Source organism: Phenylobacterium sp. (assembly GCF_016124325.1).
Classification (GTDB): Bacteria; Pseudomonadota; Alphaproteobacteria; order Caulobacterales; family Caulobacteraceae; genus Phenylobacterium.
Window position 1 is genome coordinate 1 of sequence record NZ_WGNY01000007.1, and the last position, 14,797, is coordinate 14,797.

General features: G+C 70.2%; 19 protein-coding genes. 11 read left to right on the forward strand and 8 right to left on the reverse strand.

Features of this window, described 5'->3' with window-relative positions; all coding sequences use genetic code 11:
- From GC203_RS03120 to folP, 3 genes are all read left to right on the forward strand, one after another.
- Window positions 1–1,031: AAA family ATPase (locus GC203_RS03120; protein WP_293451239.1), on the forward strand; the 1,031-nt coding region annotated here is incomplete at its 5' end.
- A 17-nt stretch (window positions 1,032–1,048) separates the two neighbouring features.
- Window positions 1,049–1,720 (forward strand): hypothetical protein, encoded by a 672-nt coding sequence (locus GC203_RS03125; RefSeq protein ID WP_293451241.1) that lies wholly within the window; start codon window positions 1,049–1,051, stop codon window positions 1,718–1,720.
- A 49-nt stretch (window positions 1,721–1,769) separates the two neighbouring features.
- Window positions 1,770–2,561 carry a dihydropteroate synthase gene (gene folP / locus GC203_RS03130; RefSeq protein WP_293451379.1) on the forward strand — a complete coding sequence of 264 codons (792 nt, stop codon included), beginning with the start codon at window positions 1,770–1,772 and terminating at the stop codon, window positions 2,559–2,561.
- Here the strand turns inward: folP and GC203_RS03135 are convergent.
- Genes GC203_RS03135 through GC203_RS03155 form a run of 5 tightly spaced genes read right to left on the reverse strand, consistent with a single transcriptional unit; the run spans window position 2,558 to window position 4,634 of the window.
- Complete coding sequence (locus GC203_RS03135) at window positions 2,558–3,064, reverse strand: SRPBCC family protein (protein WP_293451381.1); 507 nt, start codon at window positions 3,062–3,064, stop codon at window positions 2,558–2,560. The genes folP and GC203_RS03135 overlap by 4 nt on opposite strands.
- A 2-nt stretch (window positions 3,065–3,066) precedes the next feature.
- Window positions 3,067–3,615: an SRPBCC domain-containing protein gene (locus GC203_RS03140; protein WP_293451243.1), complete on the reverse strand. Its 549-nt coding sequence runs from the start codon at window positions 3,613–3,615 to the stop codon at window positions 3,067–3,069.
- Complete coding sequence (locus GC203_RS03145) at window positions 3,612–3,914, reverse strand: metalloregulator ArsR/SmtB family transcription factor (RefSeq protein WP_293451245.1); 303 nt, start codon at window positions 3,912–3,914, stop codon at window positions 3,612–3,614. Before GC203_RS03145 ends, GC203_RS03140 begins: the two co-directional genes overlap by 4 nt.
- Window positions 3,915–3,957: 43 nt before the next feature.
- A complete protein-coding gene (locus tag GC203_RS03150) occupies window positions 3,958–4,194 on the reverse strand; it encodes a hypothetical protein (RefSeq protein WP_293451247.1) in 237 nt (78 codons plus the stop codon).
- The gene (locus tag GC203_RS03155; RefSeq protein WP_293451249.1) at window positions 4,191–4,634 is read right to left on the reverse strand and encodes a MarR family transcriptional regulator; all 444 of its coding nucleotides are present in this window, start codon (window positions 4,632–4,634) and stop codon (window positions 4,191–4,193) included. The genes GC203_RS03150 and GC203_RS03155 overlap by 4 nt, the downstream gene beginning before the upstream one ends.
- A gap of 75 nt (window positions 4,635–4,709) precedes the next feature.
- Between GC203_RS03155 and thiD the strand changes: the two genes are divergently transcribed.
- Together thiD and GC203_RS03165 are read left to right on the forward strand one after the other, a co-directional pair.
- Window positions 4,710–5,510, forward strand: coding sequence for a bifunctional hydroxymethylpyrimidine kinase/phosphomethylpyrimidine kinase (thiD, locus tag GC203_RS03160; protein WP_293451251.1), 801 nt, complete (start codon window positions 4,710–4,712; stop codon window positions 5,508–5,510).
- Window positions 5,507–6,073 (forward strand): nucleotidyltransferase family protein, encoded by a 567-nt coding sequence (locus GC203_RS03165; protein ID WP_293451253.1) that lies wholly within the window; start codon window positions 5,507–5,509, stop codon window positions 6,071–6,073. The genes thiD and GC203_RS03165 overlap by 4 nt, the downstream gene beginning before the upstream one ends.
- On the opposite strand, the gene GC203_RS03170 is transcribed toward GC203_RS03165, so the two are convergent.
- Entirely contained in the window at window positions 6,070–6,516 is a 447-nt protein-coding gene (locus tag GC203_RS03170) for a GNAT family N-acetyltransferase (RefSeq protein WP_293451255.1), read from the reverse strand. The two genes, GC203_RS03165 and GC203_RS03170, sit on opposite strands and share 4 nt — an antisense overlap.
- A 104-nt stretch (window positions 6,517–6,620) precedes the next feature.
- Between GC203_RS03170 and GC203_RS03175 the strand changes: the two genes are divergently transcribed.
- A complete protein-coding gene (locus GC203_RS03175; RefSeq protein ID WP_293451257.1) occupies window positions 6,621–7,439 on the forward strand; it encodes a PhzF family phenazine biosynthesis protein in 819 nt (272 codons plus the stop codon).
- Between the two features lie 58 nt (window positions 7,440–7,497).
- Here GC203_RS03175 and GC203_RS03180 read toward each other — a convergent pair whose 3' ends face one another.
- Both GC203_RS03180 and GC203_RS03185 read right to left on the reverse strand, forming a co-directional pair.
- Window positions 7,498–7,899, reverse strand: a complete 402-nt coding sequence (locus tag GC203_RS03180) for a hypothetical protein (RefSeq protein ID WP_293451259.1) — start codon at window positions 7,897–7,899, stop codon at window positions 7,498–7,500.
- A gap of 123 nt (window positions 7,900–8,022) precedes the next feature.
- Window positions 8,023–9,936 (reverse strand): ATP-binding protein, encoded by a 1,914-nt coding sequence (locus GC203_RS03185; protein ID WP_293451261.1) that lies wholly within the window; start codon window positions 9,934–9,936, stop codon window positions 8,023–8,025.
- A 208-nt stretch (window positions 9,937–10,144) separates the two neighbouring features.
- Here GC203_RS03185 and GC203_RS03190 point away from each other — a divergent pair, with 208 nt between their 5' ends.
- The 5 genes from GC203_RS03190 (at window position 10,145) to GC203_RS03210 (ending at window position 14,791) form a co-directional block, all read left to right on the forward strand.
- Entirely contained in the window at window positions 10,145–10,480 is a 336-nt protein-coding gene (locus tag GC203_RS03190) for a hypothetical protein (protein ID WP_293451263.1), read from the forward strand.
- 63 nt (window positions 10,481–10,543) lie between these two features.
- Window positions 10,544–10,963: a hypothetical protein gene (locus tag GC203_RS03195; RefSeq protein WP_293451265.1), complete on the forward strand. Its 420-nt coding sequence runs from the start codon at window positions 10,544–10,546 to the stop codon at window positions 10,961–10,963.
- A 129-nt stretch (window positions 10,964–11,092) separates the two neighbouring features.
- Complete coding sequence (locus GC203_RS03200; protein ID WP_293451267.1) at window positions 11,093–12,277, forward strand: phosphoserine transaminase; 1,185 nt, start codon at window positions 11,093–11,095, stop codon at window positions 12,275–12,277.
- 125 nt (window positions 12,278–12,402) lie between these two features.
- Window positions 12,403–13,977, forward strand: a complete 1,575-nt coding sequence (serA, locus tag GC203_RS03205; RefSeq protein ID WP_293451269.1) for a phosphoglycerate dehydrogenase — start codon at window positions 12,403–12,405, stop codon at window positions 13,975–13,977.
- Between the two features lie 76 nt (window positions 13,978–14,053).
- Entirely contained in the window at window positions 14,054–14,791 is a 738-nt protein-coding gene (locus GC203_RS03210) for a glutathione S-transferase family protein (protein ID WP_293451271.1), read from the forward strand.
- Window positions 14,792–14,797: the final 6 nt, after the last annotated feature.

Here is a 14,797-nt window from a genome sequence, read left to right on the forward strand (position 1 = left end):
GCTTCGAGGCCAACGAGGGCATCATCCTGATCGCGGCCACCAACCGGCCCGACGTGCTCGACCCGGCCCTGCTGCGTCCCGGCCGCTTCGACCGCCAGATCATCGTGCCCAATCCGGATGTGATGGGCCGCGAAAAAATCCTGCGCGTGCACATGCGCAAGGTGCCGCTGGCGCCAGACGTCGATCCCAAGGTCATCGCGCGCGGTACGCCGGGCTTCTCGGGCGCCGATCTCGCCAACCTGGTGAACGAAGCGGCGCTGCTGGCGGCGCGACGGAACAAGCGGCTCGTGACGCAGCTCGAGTTCGAGGACGCCAAGGACAAGGTCATGATGGGCGCCGAGCGCCGGTCCATGGTCATGACCGAGGACGAGAAGAAGCTGACCGCCTACCACGAGGGCGGCCACGCCCTGGTGACCCTGAACGTCGCCAACACCGACCCGGTGCACAAGGCCACGATCATCCCGCGCGGCCGCGCCCTGGGCATGGTCCTGCAGCTGCCCGAGCGCGACAAGTACTCGATGAGCTACGAGCAGATGACCTCGCGGCTCGCGATCCTGTTCGGCGGCCGCGTGGCCGAGGAGATCATCTTCGGCAAGGACAAGATCACCTCGGGCGCCAGCTCCGACATCAGCCAGGCCACCAAGCTGGCCCGCGCCATGGTCACCAAGTGGGGCTTCTCCGACCGCCTGGGCGCGGTGGAGTACGGCGAGAACCAGGAAGAGGTGTTCCTGGGCCACTCGGTCGCGCGCAACCAGAACGTCTCGGAAGAGACCGCCAAGATCATCGACGAGGAGGTTCGCCGCCTCGTGGAGGGCGGCGAGAGCGAGGCCCGGCGCATCCTGACCGAGAAGTTGGAAGACCTGCACCGGCTGGCCAAGGCGCTCCTGGAATACGAGACCCTGACCGGCGACGAGATCACCAACGTGCTGAAGGGCGTCATGCCCAGCCGCGACGAGGCCGACACCAAGCGGCCGACCGGCCCGTCGGTGGCCGTGCCGATCTCGCCCAAGCCCAGCGCCGAGCCGGCGTAAGCCGGAGCGCGACCCGCATGCGGGGCTGGATCATCGGCGCGGCCGCTGCGGCGGCGCTGGCCGGCCCCGTCCGCGCCGAGGACATCGTCGGCGACTGGATCGGCAAGGTCACCGCGCCCGGCGACGTCGAGCTGACCATCGCCGTGCACGTGGCCCGTGACGGCAAGGGCGGCTACGGCGGCTATGCCGAAAGCCCGGACCAGGTGGTCATGAAGATCCCCATGACCGGCATCTCCGGGACGGACGACGCCTTCGCCTTCGAGGCCCCGGCGGCCCGGGCCGCCTTCTCCGGCAAGTGGGACGCGGGCGCCGCCGCCTGGGTCGGGACCTTCACGCAGAACGGCGTCGAACTGCCGCTCACCCTTGCCCGGGGCGTGGTTCCGCCGCGGCCGGTGGTGGCGGGCCTCGACGGCGACTGGGCGGGCGTGCTCGCCGCGCCGCAGGGCGACCTGCACCTGCTGCTGCGCGTGAAGACCGACGCCAAGGGCACGCTGGCCCTCTTCGAATCCCCCGACCAGAGCCCCATGCAGATGGTGGCGGCCCTGACCCACGTGGGCGACGAGGTGACCGTCACGCTGAAGGGGGTCGGCGGCTTCTCCGGCAGGCTCTCGGCCGACGGCCAGACGCTGGAAGGCCAATGGCGCCAGGCGGGCGGCTCCCTGCCCCTCACCTTGAAGAAGGGCGGCTAGCCGAGATCCCGTGAGCGCTTCGCCGCCCGCCATCGCCCGCCCGCGCGTCATGGGGATCGTGAACGCAACCCCCGACAGCTTCTCCGACGGCGGACTCCACCTCGACCCGGCCGCGGCCCTGGCCCACGCCCGCCGGCTGATCGCCGAGGGCGCCGACATCCTGGACCTGGGCGCGGAGTCCACCCGTCCGGGCGCCGAGCCCGTGGCCGCCGAGACCGAGATCGAGCGGCTCGTCCCCCTGATCGAGGCCATCCGCGCGGAGAGCGGCGTCCCGATCTCGGTCGACACCATGAAGCCGCAGGCGGCCCGCGCGGCGATGGCCGCCGGCGCCTCGATCTGGAACGACGTCACCGCGCTCCGCCACGCGCCCGACAGCCTGGAGACGGCGGCGGAGCTGGGCTGCGAGGTGGTGCTGATGCACATGCAGGGCGAACCGCGCACCATGCAGGCCGAGCCCCGCTACGACGACGTGGTCGGCGAAGTCGGCGCGTTCCTGATCGAGCGCGCCGAAGCGGCCATCGCGGCCGGCGTGGCCCGGGACCGGATCTGGCTCGATCCCGGGATCGGCTTCGGCAAGCACATGATCCGCCATAACCTGCCCCTGCTGGCGGGCCTGCGCCGGATCACCGACCTGGGCTTTCCCGTCCTGCTGGGCGCCAGCCGCAAGAGCTTCATCGGCGCGCTCGACAACCGGGCCCCGGCCGACCGGCGGCTCGGCGGCTCGATCGCCGCGGCCCTGGCGGGCGCGGCCGCCGGCGTCGCCGCCGTCCGCGTCCACGACGTCTTCGAGACGGTCCAGGCCCTGAAGGTCCGGGCGGCGATCGAAGGCGCGGCCGGCTAGCCGGGGAGGCGCGACCGATAGATCTCGTTCACGCCCTTCTCGACCTCGAGGATCTCGGCCCAGGTCATGCGGATTCCGTCGGCGGCGCGTTCCACGCCGGCCAGGTGAGCATGCCAGCCCGCCGCGACGCCCGCGCCGTCCTTGGGCGTGAGCCCGCCCTGCGTGAGCGTCAGCCGACAGCCGTCGCCGTCGGGCGTGAGCTCGAAGCGCACCTCGGAGGGTCGCCCGTCCTGCGGCCAGGTCCAGGCGAACAGCCGCGGCGGATCGCAGGCGGTGATCTGGCCGGCCACGCGATGGTCGACCTCCCGGAAGTAAAGGCGGATCGGCGCGCCCACGCGAAGCGCCTCCATCTCCACCTCGCAGAACCAGTCGGCGATCCGCTCGGGGACGGTGAGCGCGGCCCAGACCTTCTCGATCGGGCGTGCGTAGCGGCGATGGAACACGACCTCGAAGGTGTCGCCGGTGCGGCGGACGTCCCCGAGGGCCGGGTCGGCGGGCGGCATGGTCACGACCCTTCCGGCGCGGGGAAGGCGGCGAGGAGATCGTGGTAGCGCTCGCCCACCTCGGTTTCGCGCTCCATGGTCCAAAGCGTGCGGATGCCTTCGCAGGCGCCGGGCAGGGCCTCGAAGAAGACGTGCCAGCCGGCGAGCGCGCCGAGGTACTTGCGATGCACCGCCGTCTGGGTCAGCCGCAGGCGGCAGCCGTCGCCGTCGGGCCAGAGTTCGTAGCGCACGTAGGCGTCGGCGTAGGCCGGATCCTCGGAGTCGGGCCAGGTGTGCGTGATGCGCTTCAACGGCTCCAGCTCGGTGATCACGCCCTCCACCGTGTAGTCGATGTCGGCGAAGAGGATGCGGTAGTGGCCGCCCACCCGCAGGTCGAGCTCTACCGGCGAGAACCAGTCGGCGAGGCGCTCGGGGATGGTGAGCGCGGCCCAGACCTTCTCGACCGGCTTCTTGATCCGCCGTTCGAAGATGAGATCGAAGCGGCCGTCGTCGCGCGCGACGGCCTGGCCGAGCTCGTCCGAGATCAGGCCGGCGAAGGGACCAGGCGTCATTGCTCGTGCTCCAGGTGCTGTTCCAGGCGCGACAGCCGGTCGGCCCAGAATTGACGGTACGGTCTGAGCCAGGCTTCGAGGCCCGCGAGGCCTTCGGGTTCGAGGCGGTAGAGCCGCCGCTGGCCGTCGGCGCGGACGCTGACCAGCCCCGCCTCCCGCAGCAGCTTCAGGTGTTTGGACACGCCGGGCTGGCTGATCGCCAGGGCCTCGACCAGATCGCCGGCCGGCCGCTCGCCCTCACGCAGGAGGTCGAGAATCCGGCGGCGGTTCGGTTCGGCCACGGCCTCGAAGGGGCTCATGGCCTAAGATATGCTCTATTAGAAATATAACTGTCAAGCGATATTAAGTCTGGCCCGCCTTGACCCGCGGATGGTCCCGCCACGCCGGCAGGGTCGCCATGTAGGCGAGCGTGTCGCGCTCGGCGTCGGCGCGGCTGCCGCCCCGCTCGCGGAGCTGCCAGTCGACCATCCGCGAAAAGCGGGTGTCGAAGTCCTGCAGCGCGCCGGTCTCGTCGACGCAGTACTGGCAGTAGCGGCCGTTCTCGATCGGCATGCCGCAGCTTTCGCAGTTGTGGGTCATGGGTCGGGCCTTTCGGTCTTGAGGGCGGAGATCAGTTCGGCGAGCGCTTCGGTCAGGCGGGCCCGCTGCTCGGGGCCCAGGCGGGCGGCGGCGCGGCTCAGGTGATCGCGATCCAGGGCGTACATCTCCCGCGCCTGGACCTCTCGGCCATTGGCGGTGAGCCAGACCAGGGCGCGGCGCCCGTCCTCGGGATCAGGCTCGCGGCGGACCAGGTCCTTCGCCTCCAGATGATCGACCATCTCCGAGAGCGTCGAGGGCGCGCGGTTCAGGTGACGGGAAAGCTCGGTCAGGGTCATGGGGCCCGCCTCGGCGAGGTGCAGGAGGAAGGCGGCGGTTTCGCGGGTGAGCTGCTCGCGCTTGTCGCGCACGCGGCGCACGGCGTGCAGATAGATGTCCTGATGCGCCTGCGCGAAGCGCTCGGCGAAGGCGGCGGCGTCCATGCCCGGACGTTGGCGGCGAAGCGATCCTTCGTAAATCCCGATGCAATTGCGGCCGGCCCGCGCTATCGCACGGCCATGTCAGCGCCGGGCCGAGTCCTGATCATCGCCGGATCCGACAGCGGCGGCGGCGCCGGTGTCCAGGCCGACATCAAGACCGTCACCGCGCTGGGCGGCTACGCCGCCACGGCGATCACCGCGATCACGGTGCAGAACACCCTGGGCGTCAGCGGCGTGCATCCGGTCCCGCTTGAGGTGATCGAGGCGCAGGCCCGCGCCGTCCTCTCCGACATCGGCGCCGACGCGATCAAGACCGGCATGCTGGGCGACGCAGCCACCGTCGACCTCGCCGCGCGGCTGATCGCCGAGGCCGGCGTTCCGGCCGTGGTCGATCCCGTGATGGTCGCCAAGGGCGGCGCGTCCCTGCTGGCGGAGGCCGCCGTCGCGGCCGTGCGCGACCGGCTGGTCCCCGTCGCGGCGCTGCTCACTCCCAACGCGCCCGAGGCCGAGGCCCTGACCGGGTTCACGGTCGCGAGCGTCGACGACCAGCGGCGCGCCGGCGAGGCGCTGCTGGCGGCGGGCGCCAAGGCGGTGCTGGTGAAAGGCGGCCACGTTCCGGGCGAGCGGGTGGTCGACGTGCTGATGACCCCGGACGGCGAGACACTCTTCGAAGGCGAACGCCTCGAGACGCGCCACACCCACGGCACGGGCTGCACGCTGGCTTCGGCCTGCGCCACCGGCGTCGCCCAGGGCCTGCCGCTCGACGCCGCCGTCGCGCGCGCCTGGGACTATGTGCACGAGGCCATGCTGCGCGCGCCGGGGCTGGGCGGCGGCCACGGCCCGCTGGATCACGGCTGGCCGCTGCGGGGTCGCGCATGAACCTGCAGACGGAGCTCGACGCCATCCTGCGCCGCTCGGCGCCGTTGATGCAGGTGCTGACGACGATGCGCGAGCTGGCGCCGCCGGACTGGATGGTCTTCTCCGGCGCCGTCTACCAGCGGGTGCTCAACCACCTGGGCGGCCGGCCGATCGACTACGGAATCCGCGACTACGACGTCGGCTATTTCGACGCCTCCGACACGTCCTACGACGCCGAGGACATCGTGATCCGGCGCGTCGCCGCGGCCTTCGAGCCGCCGCTCCGCGAGCTGGTCGAGGTGCGCAACCAGGCGCGCGTGCACCTCTGGTTCGAAGGCAAGTTCGGCGAACACTATTCGCCGCTGTCCTGCACGGCGGAGGCGCTCACCCGCTTCGAGAGCCCGATGTTCGCGGTGGGGGTCCGGCTCGGGCCCGACGACGCCATCGCCGTGGAGGCCCCGTTCGGGCTGGAGGACCTGTTCGCCCGGCGCCTGCGCCCTAATCCGACCCGGCCCAGCATCAACTTCGCCCGCACGGTCGCACGTGCGACCGTGCGTTGGCCCGAGCTCGAGGTGGTCGGCTAGCTCGCGTAGGGGTCTCGGACGCGGATCTCCATCCAGCTCTCGACCTTGGTCAGGGGAACGAACCCGAACTGGGCGTAGAGGCCGTGGGCGTCGCGGGTGGCCAGGTGGAGCCGGCGGAAGCCCTGCAGGTCGGGGTGGCCCCTGAGGTAGGCCATCAGCCGCTTGCCCAGCCCCTGACCGCGGAACGCCTCGTCCACGAACACGTCGCAGATCCAGCCGAAGGTGGCCCGGTCGGTGACCACACGGGCCATCGCCGCCATGGCGCCGTCGGCGGCGTAGCCCCCGACGACCAGGCTGTTGGCGCAGGCCTTAGCGAAGGTGTCCAGGGGAATGCCGGCGGCCCAATAGCTCTCCTGCCCGATCCAGCGGTGGGCGCGGGCGAGGTCGAAACGCCCGGCGTCGTCGCTGAGCGTGAACCCGCCGTCGCTGATCTCATGGGCCATGGGCGTTCCCCGAATGCCGCCGGCAGGTCCGCCGGGCGGGAAGTGGCCCTTGCCGCCCGCGACGGCGGAACGCAAGTGAACGATGCAATCTCGAGGATTTCGCCATGCGCCAGTGGACCATCGACGCCTTTGCCGATCGCCCGTTCCGGGGCAATCCCGCCTGCGTGGTCGAGCCGTTCGACGCCTGGCCCGAGGCCGCCTGGATGCAAGCCCTGGCCGCCGAGAACAACCAGGCCGAGACGGCCTTCCTGCTCCGGACCCCCGATCCGGCTCGTTTCGGCCTGCGCTGGTTCACCCCGGCGCTGGAGGTTCCGCTTTGCGGGCACGCCACGCTCGCCTCCAGCCATGTGCTGTTCGCCGAACTGGGCCTGGGCGCCGCGGCGGCGACCTTCGACACCCAGTCGGGCCCGCTGATCGTCCGGCGCGACGGCGAACGCTACGAGATGGATTTTCCGGCCCAGCCGCCCGTCCGCACCGAGGTTCCCGCCGGATTGGCCGAGGCCCTGGGCGCGGCGCCCGCCGAGGTCTGGGCGGGCCCCTATCTGGTCGCGCTCTTCGACGACCCGGCCGTCGTGCGCGGCCTCGCCCCCGACCTCCCGATGCTCAAGTCGATCTCCGGCGCCGCGACCGGCGGCCGCGGCAACGTGGGGGTCGCCGCGCTGGCGGCCGAGGGCGCGGGCCATGACGTTGTGGACCGGTTCTTCGCGCCCGGGTCGGGCATCCCCGAGGATCCGACCACGGGTTCGCTGCACTGCATCCTGGCGCCGCTCTTCGCCGACAAGCTGGGCCGCGCTTCGGTGAGCTTCCACCAGGCCTATCCGGGCCGGGGCGGCGACCTGGACTGCGAGGTCCGCGGCGACCGCGTCCTGATCCGCGGCCGGGCCGTCACGGTGGTCGAGAGCGTCTTACGTATCACGGCCTGAAGCGCTGCGCCCCCGCGGCGGAAACCGCGAGGGCGCCCGGCGCGATCATGACCGGGGATTAGCGGCGATAGCCGTACCCGTAGCCGTAGTCACGGTCATGGCTTTCGCGCGCGATGTTCCACTCCAGCCGGTCCAGACGCCGATCCAGTTCGGCGCGCTCGTTCCAGTTGAAGCCGCCGCGGCGGTAGCGCGCCTCGAGGCGGGCGATGTCGCGAGCCTCCTCACGCAGCCGGCGCGCCTCGCGAGCGGTCAGGGCGCCGGTTCGCAACCCGTGCTCGATGCGGCGTTCGGCCTGGGCCTGGCGGGCGTTGACGCCGGGGTCGCGGTGGGCGCGGTGGTCGCGGTAGTCCCGCTGGTCGACGTAGCGGCCATGGTTGTAGCCGTCGGGATGGGCGGCGGCGGGGCCAGCCACGGCGGCGACGGCGGTCGCGGCGGCGAGGGCGGCGATAAGGGTCTTCATGACAGGTCCTCCTGTTCGCGGGCGGCCAAGGTCGGGCCGTCCATGACGCAGAGAAGACCATGGCGCGCCTGAAGCCCGGCTGAGGCGGGCCGTTGGCGGAGGTTCAGCTAGATGACGGCGCGTTCAGGCGGCCGACTGGGCGGCCGTCCGGCCCGGCGTCGCGCCCGTCGCCGCCGCGTTCAGCGTGGTGGCGATGGCGTCGTAGAGCTTGGCGATCTCGATCGGCTTGGCGACGTGGGCGTCCATGCCCGCGGCGAGGTATTCCTCGACCTGGTGGCTCATGGCGTTGGCGGTGAGCGCCACGATCGGCGTGCGGCGGCGGCCGCTCTGCTTCTCGCCCTCGCGAATCTTGGTCGCGGCGGTGATGCCGTCCATCACCGGCATCTGGATATCCATGAGGATCAGGTCGTAGACCCCGGTGCGCCAGGCCTCCACGGCCTCCTTGCCGTCGGGGACGATGTGGACGTCGATGCCCAGCGAGCCCAGCACGGCGGCCAGGACCTGCTGGTTGGTCGGGTTGTCCTCGGCCGCGAGCAGGCGCAGGTCGCCCTCGTCCGACGCCACGGCCGTCTCCGGCGCATCGACCGAGGAGGGACCGCCGCGCCTCAGGGGCAGCTCGACCGTGAAGGTCGAACCATGGCCCTCGCGGCTTTCCACATTGATGGAGCCGCCCATCATCTGGGTCAGCTCGCGGCAGATCGCCAGGCCGAGGCCGGTGCCGCCGAAGCGGCGCGTCGCCGAATTGTCGGCCTGGGTGAATTTCTCGAACAGGCTGGGCAGCTTCTCGGGCGCGATGCCGACGCCGGTGTCGCGCACCACCACCTTGAGGGCGCCCGACGGGGCGGCGTCGAACGAGGCGGTGACCGAGCCCTGAGGGGTGAACTTGACGGCGTTGGAAATCAGATTGCCCACGATCTGGCGCAGGCGGTCGGCGTCGCCGCGCCACCAGCCCCGAGCCTCGTCGGTCACGTCGACCGCGAACTCCAGGTTCTTGGCCTCGGCCATCACCGCGAAGCTGTCGCGCGCCTGGATGACCACCGACTCGAGGTCGAAGTCGTCCTCGAACAGCGTCAGCTTGCCCGCCTCGATCTTCGACAGGTCCAGCACGTCGTTCAGCACCGCCAGCAGCAGGCCGCCCGACCGGCGGATGACGTCGAGGCGGTCGCGCTGGACGTCGTCCAGCTGGCCCATCGACATGACCTCGGCCATCGCCAGCACGCCGTTCAGCGGGGTGCGGATCTCGTGGCTCATATTGGCCAGGAACTGGGTCTTCAGCACATTGGCCGCGTTGGCGGCGTCGCGGGCGAGTTCGAGCTCGCGCATGGCCCGCTTCAGGTCGTCCTCCCGCTCGGCCAGCTTGCCCAGCAAGTGGTTGAAGCTCTTGGTCAGGCTCTCGAACAGCTCGTCGCGGGCCTCGACCACCACCGGCGTGAAGCTGCCGCCCGCGGCCACGTCGTGCATCGCCTTCGACAGGGTCTGGACCGGCTGGATCACCCGGTGCGCGAGGCTGCGCGCCAGGAACAGGGCCACGCCCACGCCGCCGAACAGCAGGACGAAGGTCAGCGCGATGAACTGCGGCAGCATCGGCGCCAGCGACGGCTGGGCGACCACGACGCTGATCTTACCGGCCGGCTTGCCGGCGACCACGATCGGTTGCTCGATCGTCTCGACCTCGCCGGCGGCGGGCGCGTTGTTGCGCATGGTCGCCAGCTCGCGCCCCGAGGCGTCGACGATCTGCGCCGAAATGACGTCGGGACTGGCCTGAATGGACGCGATCGCCTGGCCCAGCCGAATGCGCTCGCTGGGGGCCATCCCGGGCGAGGCCATCTGCGCCGCCGTGACCGCGAGGCTTTCGTGGAAGCGATGCGACTGGGTGCGCGCGACCGCCCACTGCTGCAGCATGAAGGTGAGGCAGGCGGCCACCAGAACGACGACCGTGGTGATCAGCCCGACACTCGCGACGCGTGCATGAAACGTCGCAGTCGGCGCCGAACTCTTCGGCGGCCCGTCTTCCGTATTGGCGCCCCGCGCACTCATAGGCCGGGTGATAGACCAGATAATCCTAACGCTTCGCTTCCGTGGCGCTACGACGACTTCGCGCGAAGCGGGCCCGGCTGTGGCTTTGGCGCCACGCTACAACTAGCCGCAGAAGAAAACATGGTTAACAACTCCTGAATCGGTTGCGTGCAGCTTAACCACTGCTTTACCTTAACGGGTGTCGGGTAACTTTAAGGGGTGTTCCCACATGGATAAGGCATTCGTGGCCCAGCGCGTGGCCAAGAAGCTGTTCACGACCGAAGCGGCCGTCGACAGCGCTCTCGTTGAAGCCGCTGAACTGATGGGCGAAATGCTCAAGGCCCGGCAAGACGTGAACGTCTCGCTCGTCTTCGCCGACGATGTGCAGGCGAAGATGATGGAAGCCATGAAGGCGCTGAGCGAAGCTCGCACCGCCATGGTCGGCGTCCACAACGAACTCAACGAGGCCAAGCTGCGCCTCGGCATCCGGACCAAGATGGGCCTCGAAAAGCCCGTCGAAGCCTCCGCGAAGGCCGCCCCGGCGGTGATGCGCGAAGTCGTCTGACGCCTAAGCTTTCTAGACTTTAACTGTTGCTGCACCCCTTTGAGTTCTAAGGGGTGCAGCACCATGTCGGCCTATACGATATTCCTGATCGCCCTGGCGTTTTGTCTGGGGTCTTGCGTATTCGCCCTGGTGAAGGGCGGAACGCCTGAGCGTATCGGCGCGCTCATCATCCTGGCCAACCTCATGGCCACCGCCGCCAACGAAAACCTCCTGCACGACCAGCGCATCCTCCTGGCGATCGATGGGCTCACCGCCGTGGCCCTGCTGCCGTTGACGCTGCGCTACGCCAGCGTCTGGCTGGGCGTCGTCATGCTGCTCTACGGTCTCCAGTTCGGCTTGCACGCCTTCTACTTCGTGCTGGAACGGCCGAAGGACGCCCTGCACGTGACGATCAACAACGCCAACTTCTGCGCCATCATCCTGAGCCTCGGCTGGGGCACCATTCAGGCTTGGCGCCAGCGGAGCGTTCGCGCCGCGGCCTGACGCGGAGCGCCTGCGCCATAGCGCCGCTGAGAGGTGCGTTCAGAAAACTTCCGCTTGCGCTGCGGCTCGAACCCTGGCTTTTGGCGCGCGGGCCACGCCCTCCCAACGGGGCGCTGCCCATCTGCAAGGATGGGAGACATCGCTGTGACTGACCTACCGACGCCGGCCATGCGCCCGGCTCGTCCCGAGTTCTCTTCCGGCCCGTGCGCCAAGCGCCCCGGATGGACCCCTCAAAACCTGACCGGCGCCGTCCTCGGCCGCTCGCACCGCTCCAAGCTCGGCAAGGGCCGGCTGAAGCAGGCCATCGACCGCACCCGCGAGGTGCTGGGCGTGCCCGACGACTACCTCGTCGGCATCGTGCCTGGTTCCGACACCGGGGCCGTCGAGATGGCCATGTGGTCGATGCTGGGCCCCAAGCCGGTGCAGCTGCTCGCCTTCGAGAGCTTCGGCAAGGACTGGGTCACCGACGTGGTGAAGCAGCTCAAGCTGGACGCCGAGGTGCTGGACGCGCCCTACGGCCGGCTGCCCGATCTTTCGAAGGTCCGCCCCGACGCCGACCTGGTCTTCACCTGGAACGGCACCACCTCGGGCGTGCGCGTGCCGAACGGCGACTTCATCTCGGCCGACCGCGAAGGCGTGGTGATCTGCGACGCCACCTCGGCGGCGTTCGCCCAGCCGCTCGACTGGGCCAAGCTGGATGCCGTGACCTTCTCCTGGCAGAAGGCCCTGGGCGGCGAGGCCGCGCACGGCGTGCTGATCCTGTCGCCGCGGGCCGTCGCCCGGCTGGAGAGCTACGCGCCGCCGTGGCCCATGCCCAAGCTGTTCCGCATGACCAAGGGCGGCAAGGTCAACGCCGAGATCTTCGAGGGCGCGACGATCAACACCCCGTCGATGCTCTGCGTGGAAGACTATCTCGACGCCCTGGGCTGGGCCGCCAAGATCGGCGGGCTGGCCGAGCTGCAGCGGCGCGCCGACGCCAATCTGGCCGTGCTCGCCGACTGGGTCGCCAAGACGCCCTGGGTCGACTTCCTCGCGGAGGATCCGGCGACGCGGTCCAACACCTCCGTATGCCTGAAGGTGGTCGATCCGCGCGTGACCGGGCTGGCCCCCGACGTCCAGGCCGACTTCGCCAAGAAGCTGGCCTCGGCGCTGGAGAAGGAAGGCGTGGCCCTCGACATCGGCGGCTATCGCGACGCCCCGCCCGGCCTGCGCATCTGGTGCGGCACCACGGTGGACACCGCCGACCTCGACGCGCTGACGCCCTGGCTCGACTGGGCCTTCGCGTCCGTCTCCGCCGACCTCCAAGCCGTCTGACGCATTCCTCCCTTCCCCCTTGCGGGGAAGGGCCGGGGATGGGGGTGCGAAACCCCCTCTCCAGTTCCACACCCCCACCCCAACCCCTCCCCGCAAGGGGGAGGGGCGTTGCGAGGAAACCCTCCATGCCCCGCGTTCTCATCGCCGACAAACTGAGCCCCGCCGCCGTCGACATCTTCAAGCAGCGCGGCGTCGACGCCGACGTGAAGACCGGCCTGCCCAAGGAAGAGCTGCTCAAGATCATCGGCGACTACGACGGCCTCGCCATCCGCTCGGCCACCAAGGTCGACAAGGACGTCATCGCCGCCGCCAAGAACCTGAAAGTGGTCGGCCGCGCCGGCATCGGCGTCGACAACGTCGACATCCCGGCCGCCACCGCCGCCGGCGTGGTGGTGATGAACACCCCCTTCGGCAACTCGATCACCACCGCCGAGCACGCCATCGCCATGATGTTCGCGCTGGCCCGCCAGCTCCCCGCCGCCGATGTCTCCACCCAGGCCGGCAAGTGGGAGAAGAACCGCTTCATGGGCGTCGAGCTCTACGCCAAGACCCTGGGCCTGATCGGCGCCGGCAACATCGGCTCGATCGTCGCCGACCGCGCCAACGGCCTGAAGATGAAGGTGGTGGCCTACGACCCGTTCCTGTCGCCCGAGCGCGCGGTGGAGATCGGCGTCGAGAAGGTCGAGCTGGACGAGCTGCTGGCGCGGGCCGACATCATCACCCTGCACACCCCGCTCACCGACAAGACGCGCAACATCCTGTCGGCCGAGAACCTGGCCAAGACCCGGAAGGGCGTGCTGATCGTCAACTGCGCCCGCGGCGGGCTGGTGGACGAGGCGGCCCTGCGCAAGGCGCTCGACGACGGCCATGTGGGCGGCGCGGCCTTCGACGTGTTCGTCGAGGAGCCGGCCAAGGCGAACGTGCTGTTCGGCGCGGAGAACTTCATCGCCACGCCGCACCTCGGCGCCTCGACCAACGAGGCCCAGGAGAACGTCGCCCTGCAGGTGGCCGAACAGATGAGCGACTACCTCGTCAACGGCGCCGTCACCAACGCCCTCAACAGCCCCTCGGTCACCGCCGAGGAGGCGCCGCGCCTGAAGCCGTTCGTGGCCCTGGCCGAGAAGCTGGGCGCCCTGGCCGGCCAGATGGTCGACTTCGGCATCAAGGGCGTGGACATCGCCTTCGAGGGCGAGGTCTCCAAGCTCAACACCCGGCCCCTCAGCGCCGCGGCCTTGGCCGGCGTGCTGCGTCCCATGCTGGCCGAGGTGAACATGGTCTCGGCCCCGGCGGTCGCCAAGGAGCGCGGCGTGACCGTCTCGGAGAGCCGCCAGGAGGACTCGCCGATCTACGAAAGCCTCATGCGGATCACCGTGACCACCGAGAAGGGCAAGCGCTCGTTCGCCGGTTCGGTCATGGCGGGCGCGCCGCGCATCGTGGAGGTGAAGGGCATGGAGCTCGACGCGCCGTTCTCGCCGCGCATGCTCTATGTGAACAACCTCGACAAGCCGGGCTTCATCGGCTCGATCGGCGCGCTCCTGGCCGACAGCGGCGTCAACATCGCGACCTTCAACCTGGGCCGCATCGACGCCGGCGAGGACGCCATCGCCCTGATCGGCATCGACCAGGATCCGAACGGCAAGCTGCTGGAGAAGATCCAGGCCCTGCCGCACGTCAAGGAAGCCCGCGTCCTCAGCTTCTGAGCCACGCGCAGGCGACTGGCCCTTGCCGTTCCGGCCCCGGCGCCACACCTGAGGCGTCGGGTCCCGGGAGGCGCGCATGAAGATCATCGGCAGCTATGTCAGCCCGTATGTCCGCAAGGTGCTGGCCTGCCTGAACCTCAAGGGCCTGGCCTACGAGATCGACCCGATCACGCCCTTCTTCGGCGACGACGCCTTCGAGGCCATGAGCCCGCTGCGCCGGATTCCCGTGCTGATCGACGGCGACCTGACCCTCTGCGACTCCTCGGTGATCTGCCAGTACCTGGAGGACGCCTATCCCGGGCGGCCGCTGCTGCCCGCCGACGTGAAGGACCGGGCCCGCGCCCGCTGGCTGGAGGAGTTCGCCGACACGCGCATGGGCGACGTGTTCATCTGGAGCCTGTTCTTCCAGAAATTCGTCCAGCCCGCCGTGTGGAAGACGCCGCCCGACGAGGCGCGGGTGCAGAGGGCCCTGACGCAGGACGCGCCCGCCGTGCTCGACTACCTCGAGGGCCAGGTTCCGGCCGGCGGGTTCCTGTTCGGCGACATCGGCCTCGCCGACATCTCGCTCGCCACCTTCTTCGTCAACGCCGGCTACGTGAGCTTCTCGATCGACGCGGCCCGCTGGCCGAGGACCGCCGCCTTCGTCGCCCGGGTGCTGGAGCACGACGCCCTGAGGCCCCTCCTGGCGTTCGAGAAGATCCAGACGTCGACCAGCATCGCCAGCCGCCGGCAGGCGCTCCTGGACGCCGGCGCGCCGCTCTGCGCCGACTCCGTCGGCGGCCGCGAGCCGCGGTCCAGCATCATGCTCGCCTGATCCCGG

Excerpts from the sequence above, each read along its gene's own strand:
- GC203_RS03125 (WP_293451241.1), top strand. The coding sequence starts at position 1,049 with ATGCGGGGCTGGATCATCGGCGCGGCCGCTGCGGCGGCGCTGGCCGGC.
- folP (WP_293451379.1), top strand. The coding sequence starts at position 1,770 with ATGGGGATCGTGAACGCAACCCCCGACAGCTTCTCCGACGGCGGACTC.
- GC203_RS03135 (WP_293451381.1), bottom strand. The coding sequence starts at position 3,064 with ATGCCGCCCGCCGACCCGGCCCTCGGGGACGTCCGCCGCACCGGCGAC.
- GC203_RS03140 (WP_293451243.1), bottom strand. The coding sequence starts at position 3,615 with ATGACGCCTGGTCCCTTCGCCGGCCTGATCTCGGACGAGCTCGGCCAG.
- GC203_RS03145 (WP_293451245.1), bottom strand. The coding sequence starts at position 3,914 with ATGAGCCCCTTCGAGGCCGTGGCCGAACCGAACCGCCGCCGGATTCTC.
- GC203_RS03150 (WP_293451247.1), bottom strand. The coding sequence starts at position 4,194 with ATGACCCACAACTGCGAAAGCTGCGGCATGCCGATCGAGAACGGCCGC.
- GC203_RS03155 (WP_293451249.1), bottom strand. The coding sequence starts at position 4,634 with ATGGACGCCGCCGCCTTCGCCGAGCGCTTCGCGCAGGCGCATCAGGAC.
- thiD (WP_293451251.1), top strand. The coding sequence starts at position 4,710 with ATGTCAGCGCCGGGCCGAGTCCTGATCATCGCCGGATCCGACAGCGGC.
- GC203_RS03165 (WP_293451253.1), top strand. The coding sequence starts at position 5,507 with ATGAACCTGCAGACGGAGCTCGACGCCATCCTGCGCCGCTCGGCGCCG.
- GC203_RS03170 (WP_293451255.1), bottom strand. The coding sequence starts at position 6,516 with ATGGCCCATGAGATCAGCGACGGCGGGTTCACGCTCAGCGACGACGCC.
- GC203_RS03175 (WP_293451257.1), top strand. The coding sequence starts at position 6,621 with ATGCGCCAGTGGACCATCGACGCCTTTGCCGATCGCCCGTTCCGGGGC.
- GC203_RS03180 (WP_293451259.1), bottom strand. The coding sequence starts at position 7,899 with ATGAAGACCCTTATCGCCGCCCTCGCCGCCGCGACCGCCGTCGCCGCC.
- GC203_RS03185 (WP_293451261.1), bottom strand. The coding sequence starts at position 9,936 with ATGAGTGCGCGGGGCGCCAATACGGAAGACGGGCCGCCGAAGAGTTCG.
- GC203_RS03190 (WP_293451263.1), top strand. The coding sequence starts at position 10,145 with ATGGATAAGGCATTCGTGGCCCAGCGCGTGGCCAAGAAGCTGTTCACG.
- GC203_RS03195 (WP_293451265.1), top strand. The coding sequence starts at position 10,544 with ATGTCGGCCTATACGATATTCCTGATCGCCCTGGCGTTTTGTCTGGGG.
- GC203_RS03200 (WP_293451267.1), top strand. The coding sequence starts at position 11,093 with ATGGGAGACATCGCTGTGACTGACCTACCGACGCCGGCCATGCGCCCG.
- serA (WP_293451269.1), top strand. The coding sequence starts at position 12,403 with ATGCCCCGCGTTCTCATCGCCGACAAACTGAGCCCCGCCGCCGTCGAC.
- GC203_RS03210 (WP_293451271.1), top strand. The coding sequence starts at position 14,054 with ATGAAGATCATCGGCAGCTATGTCAGCCCGTATGTCCGCAAGGTGCTG.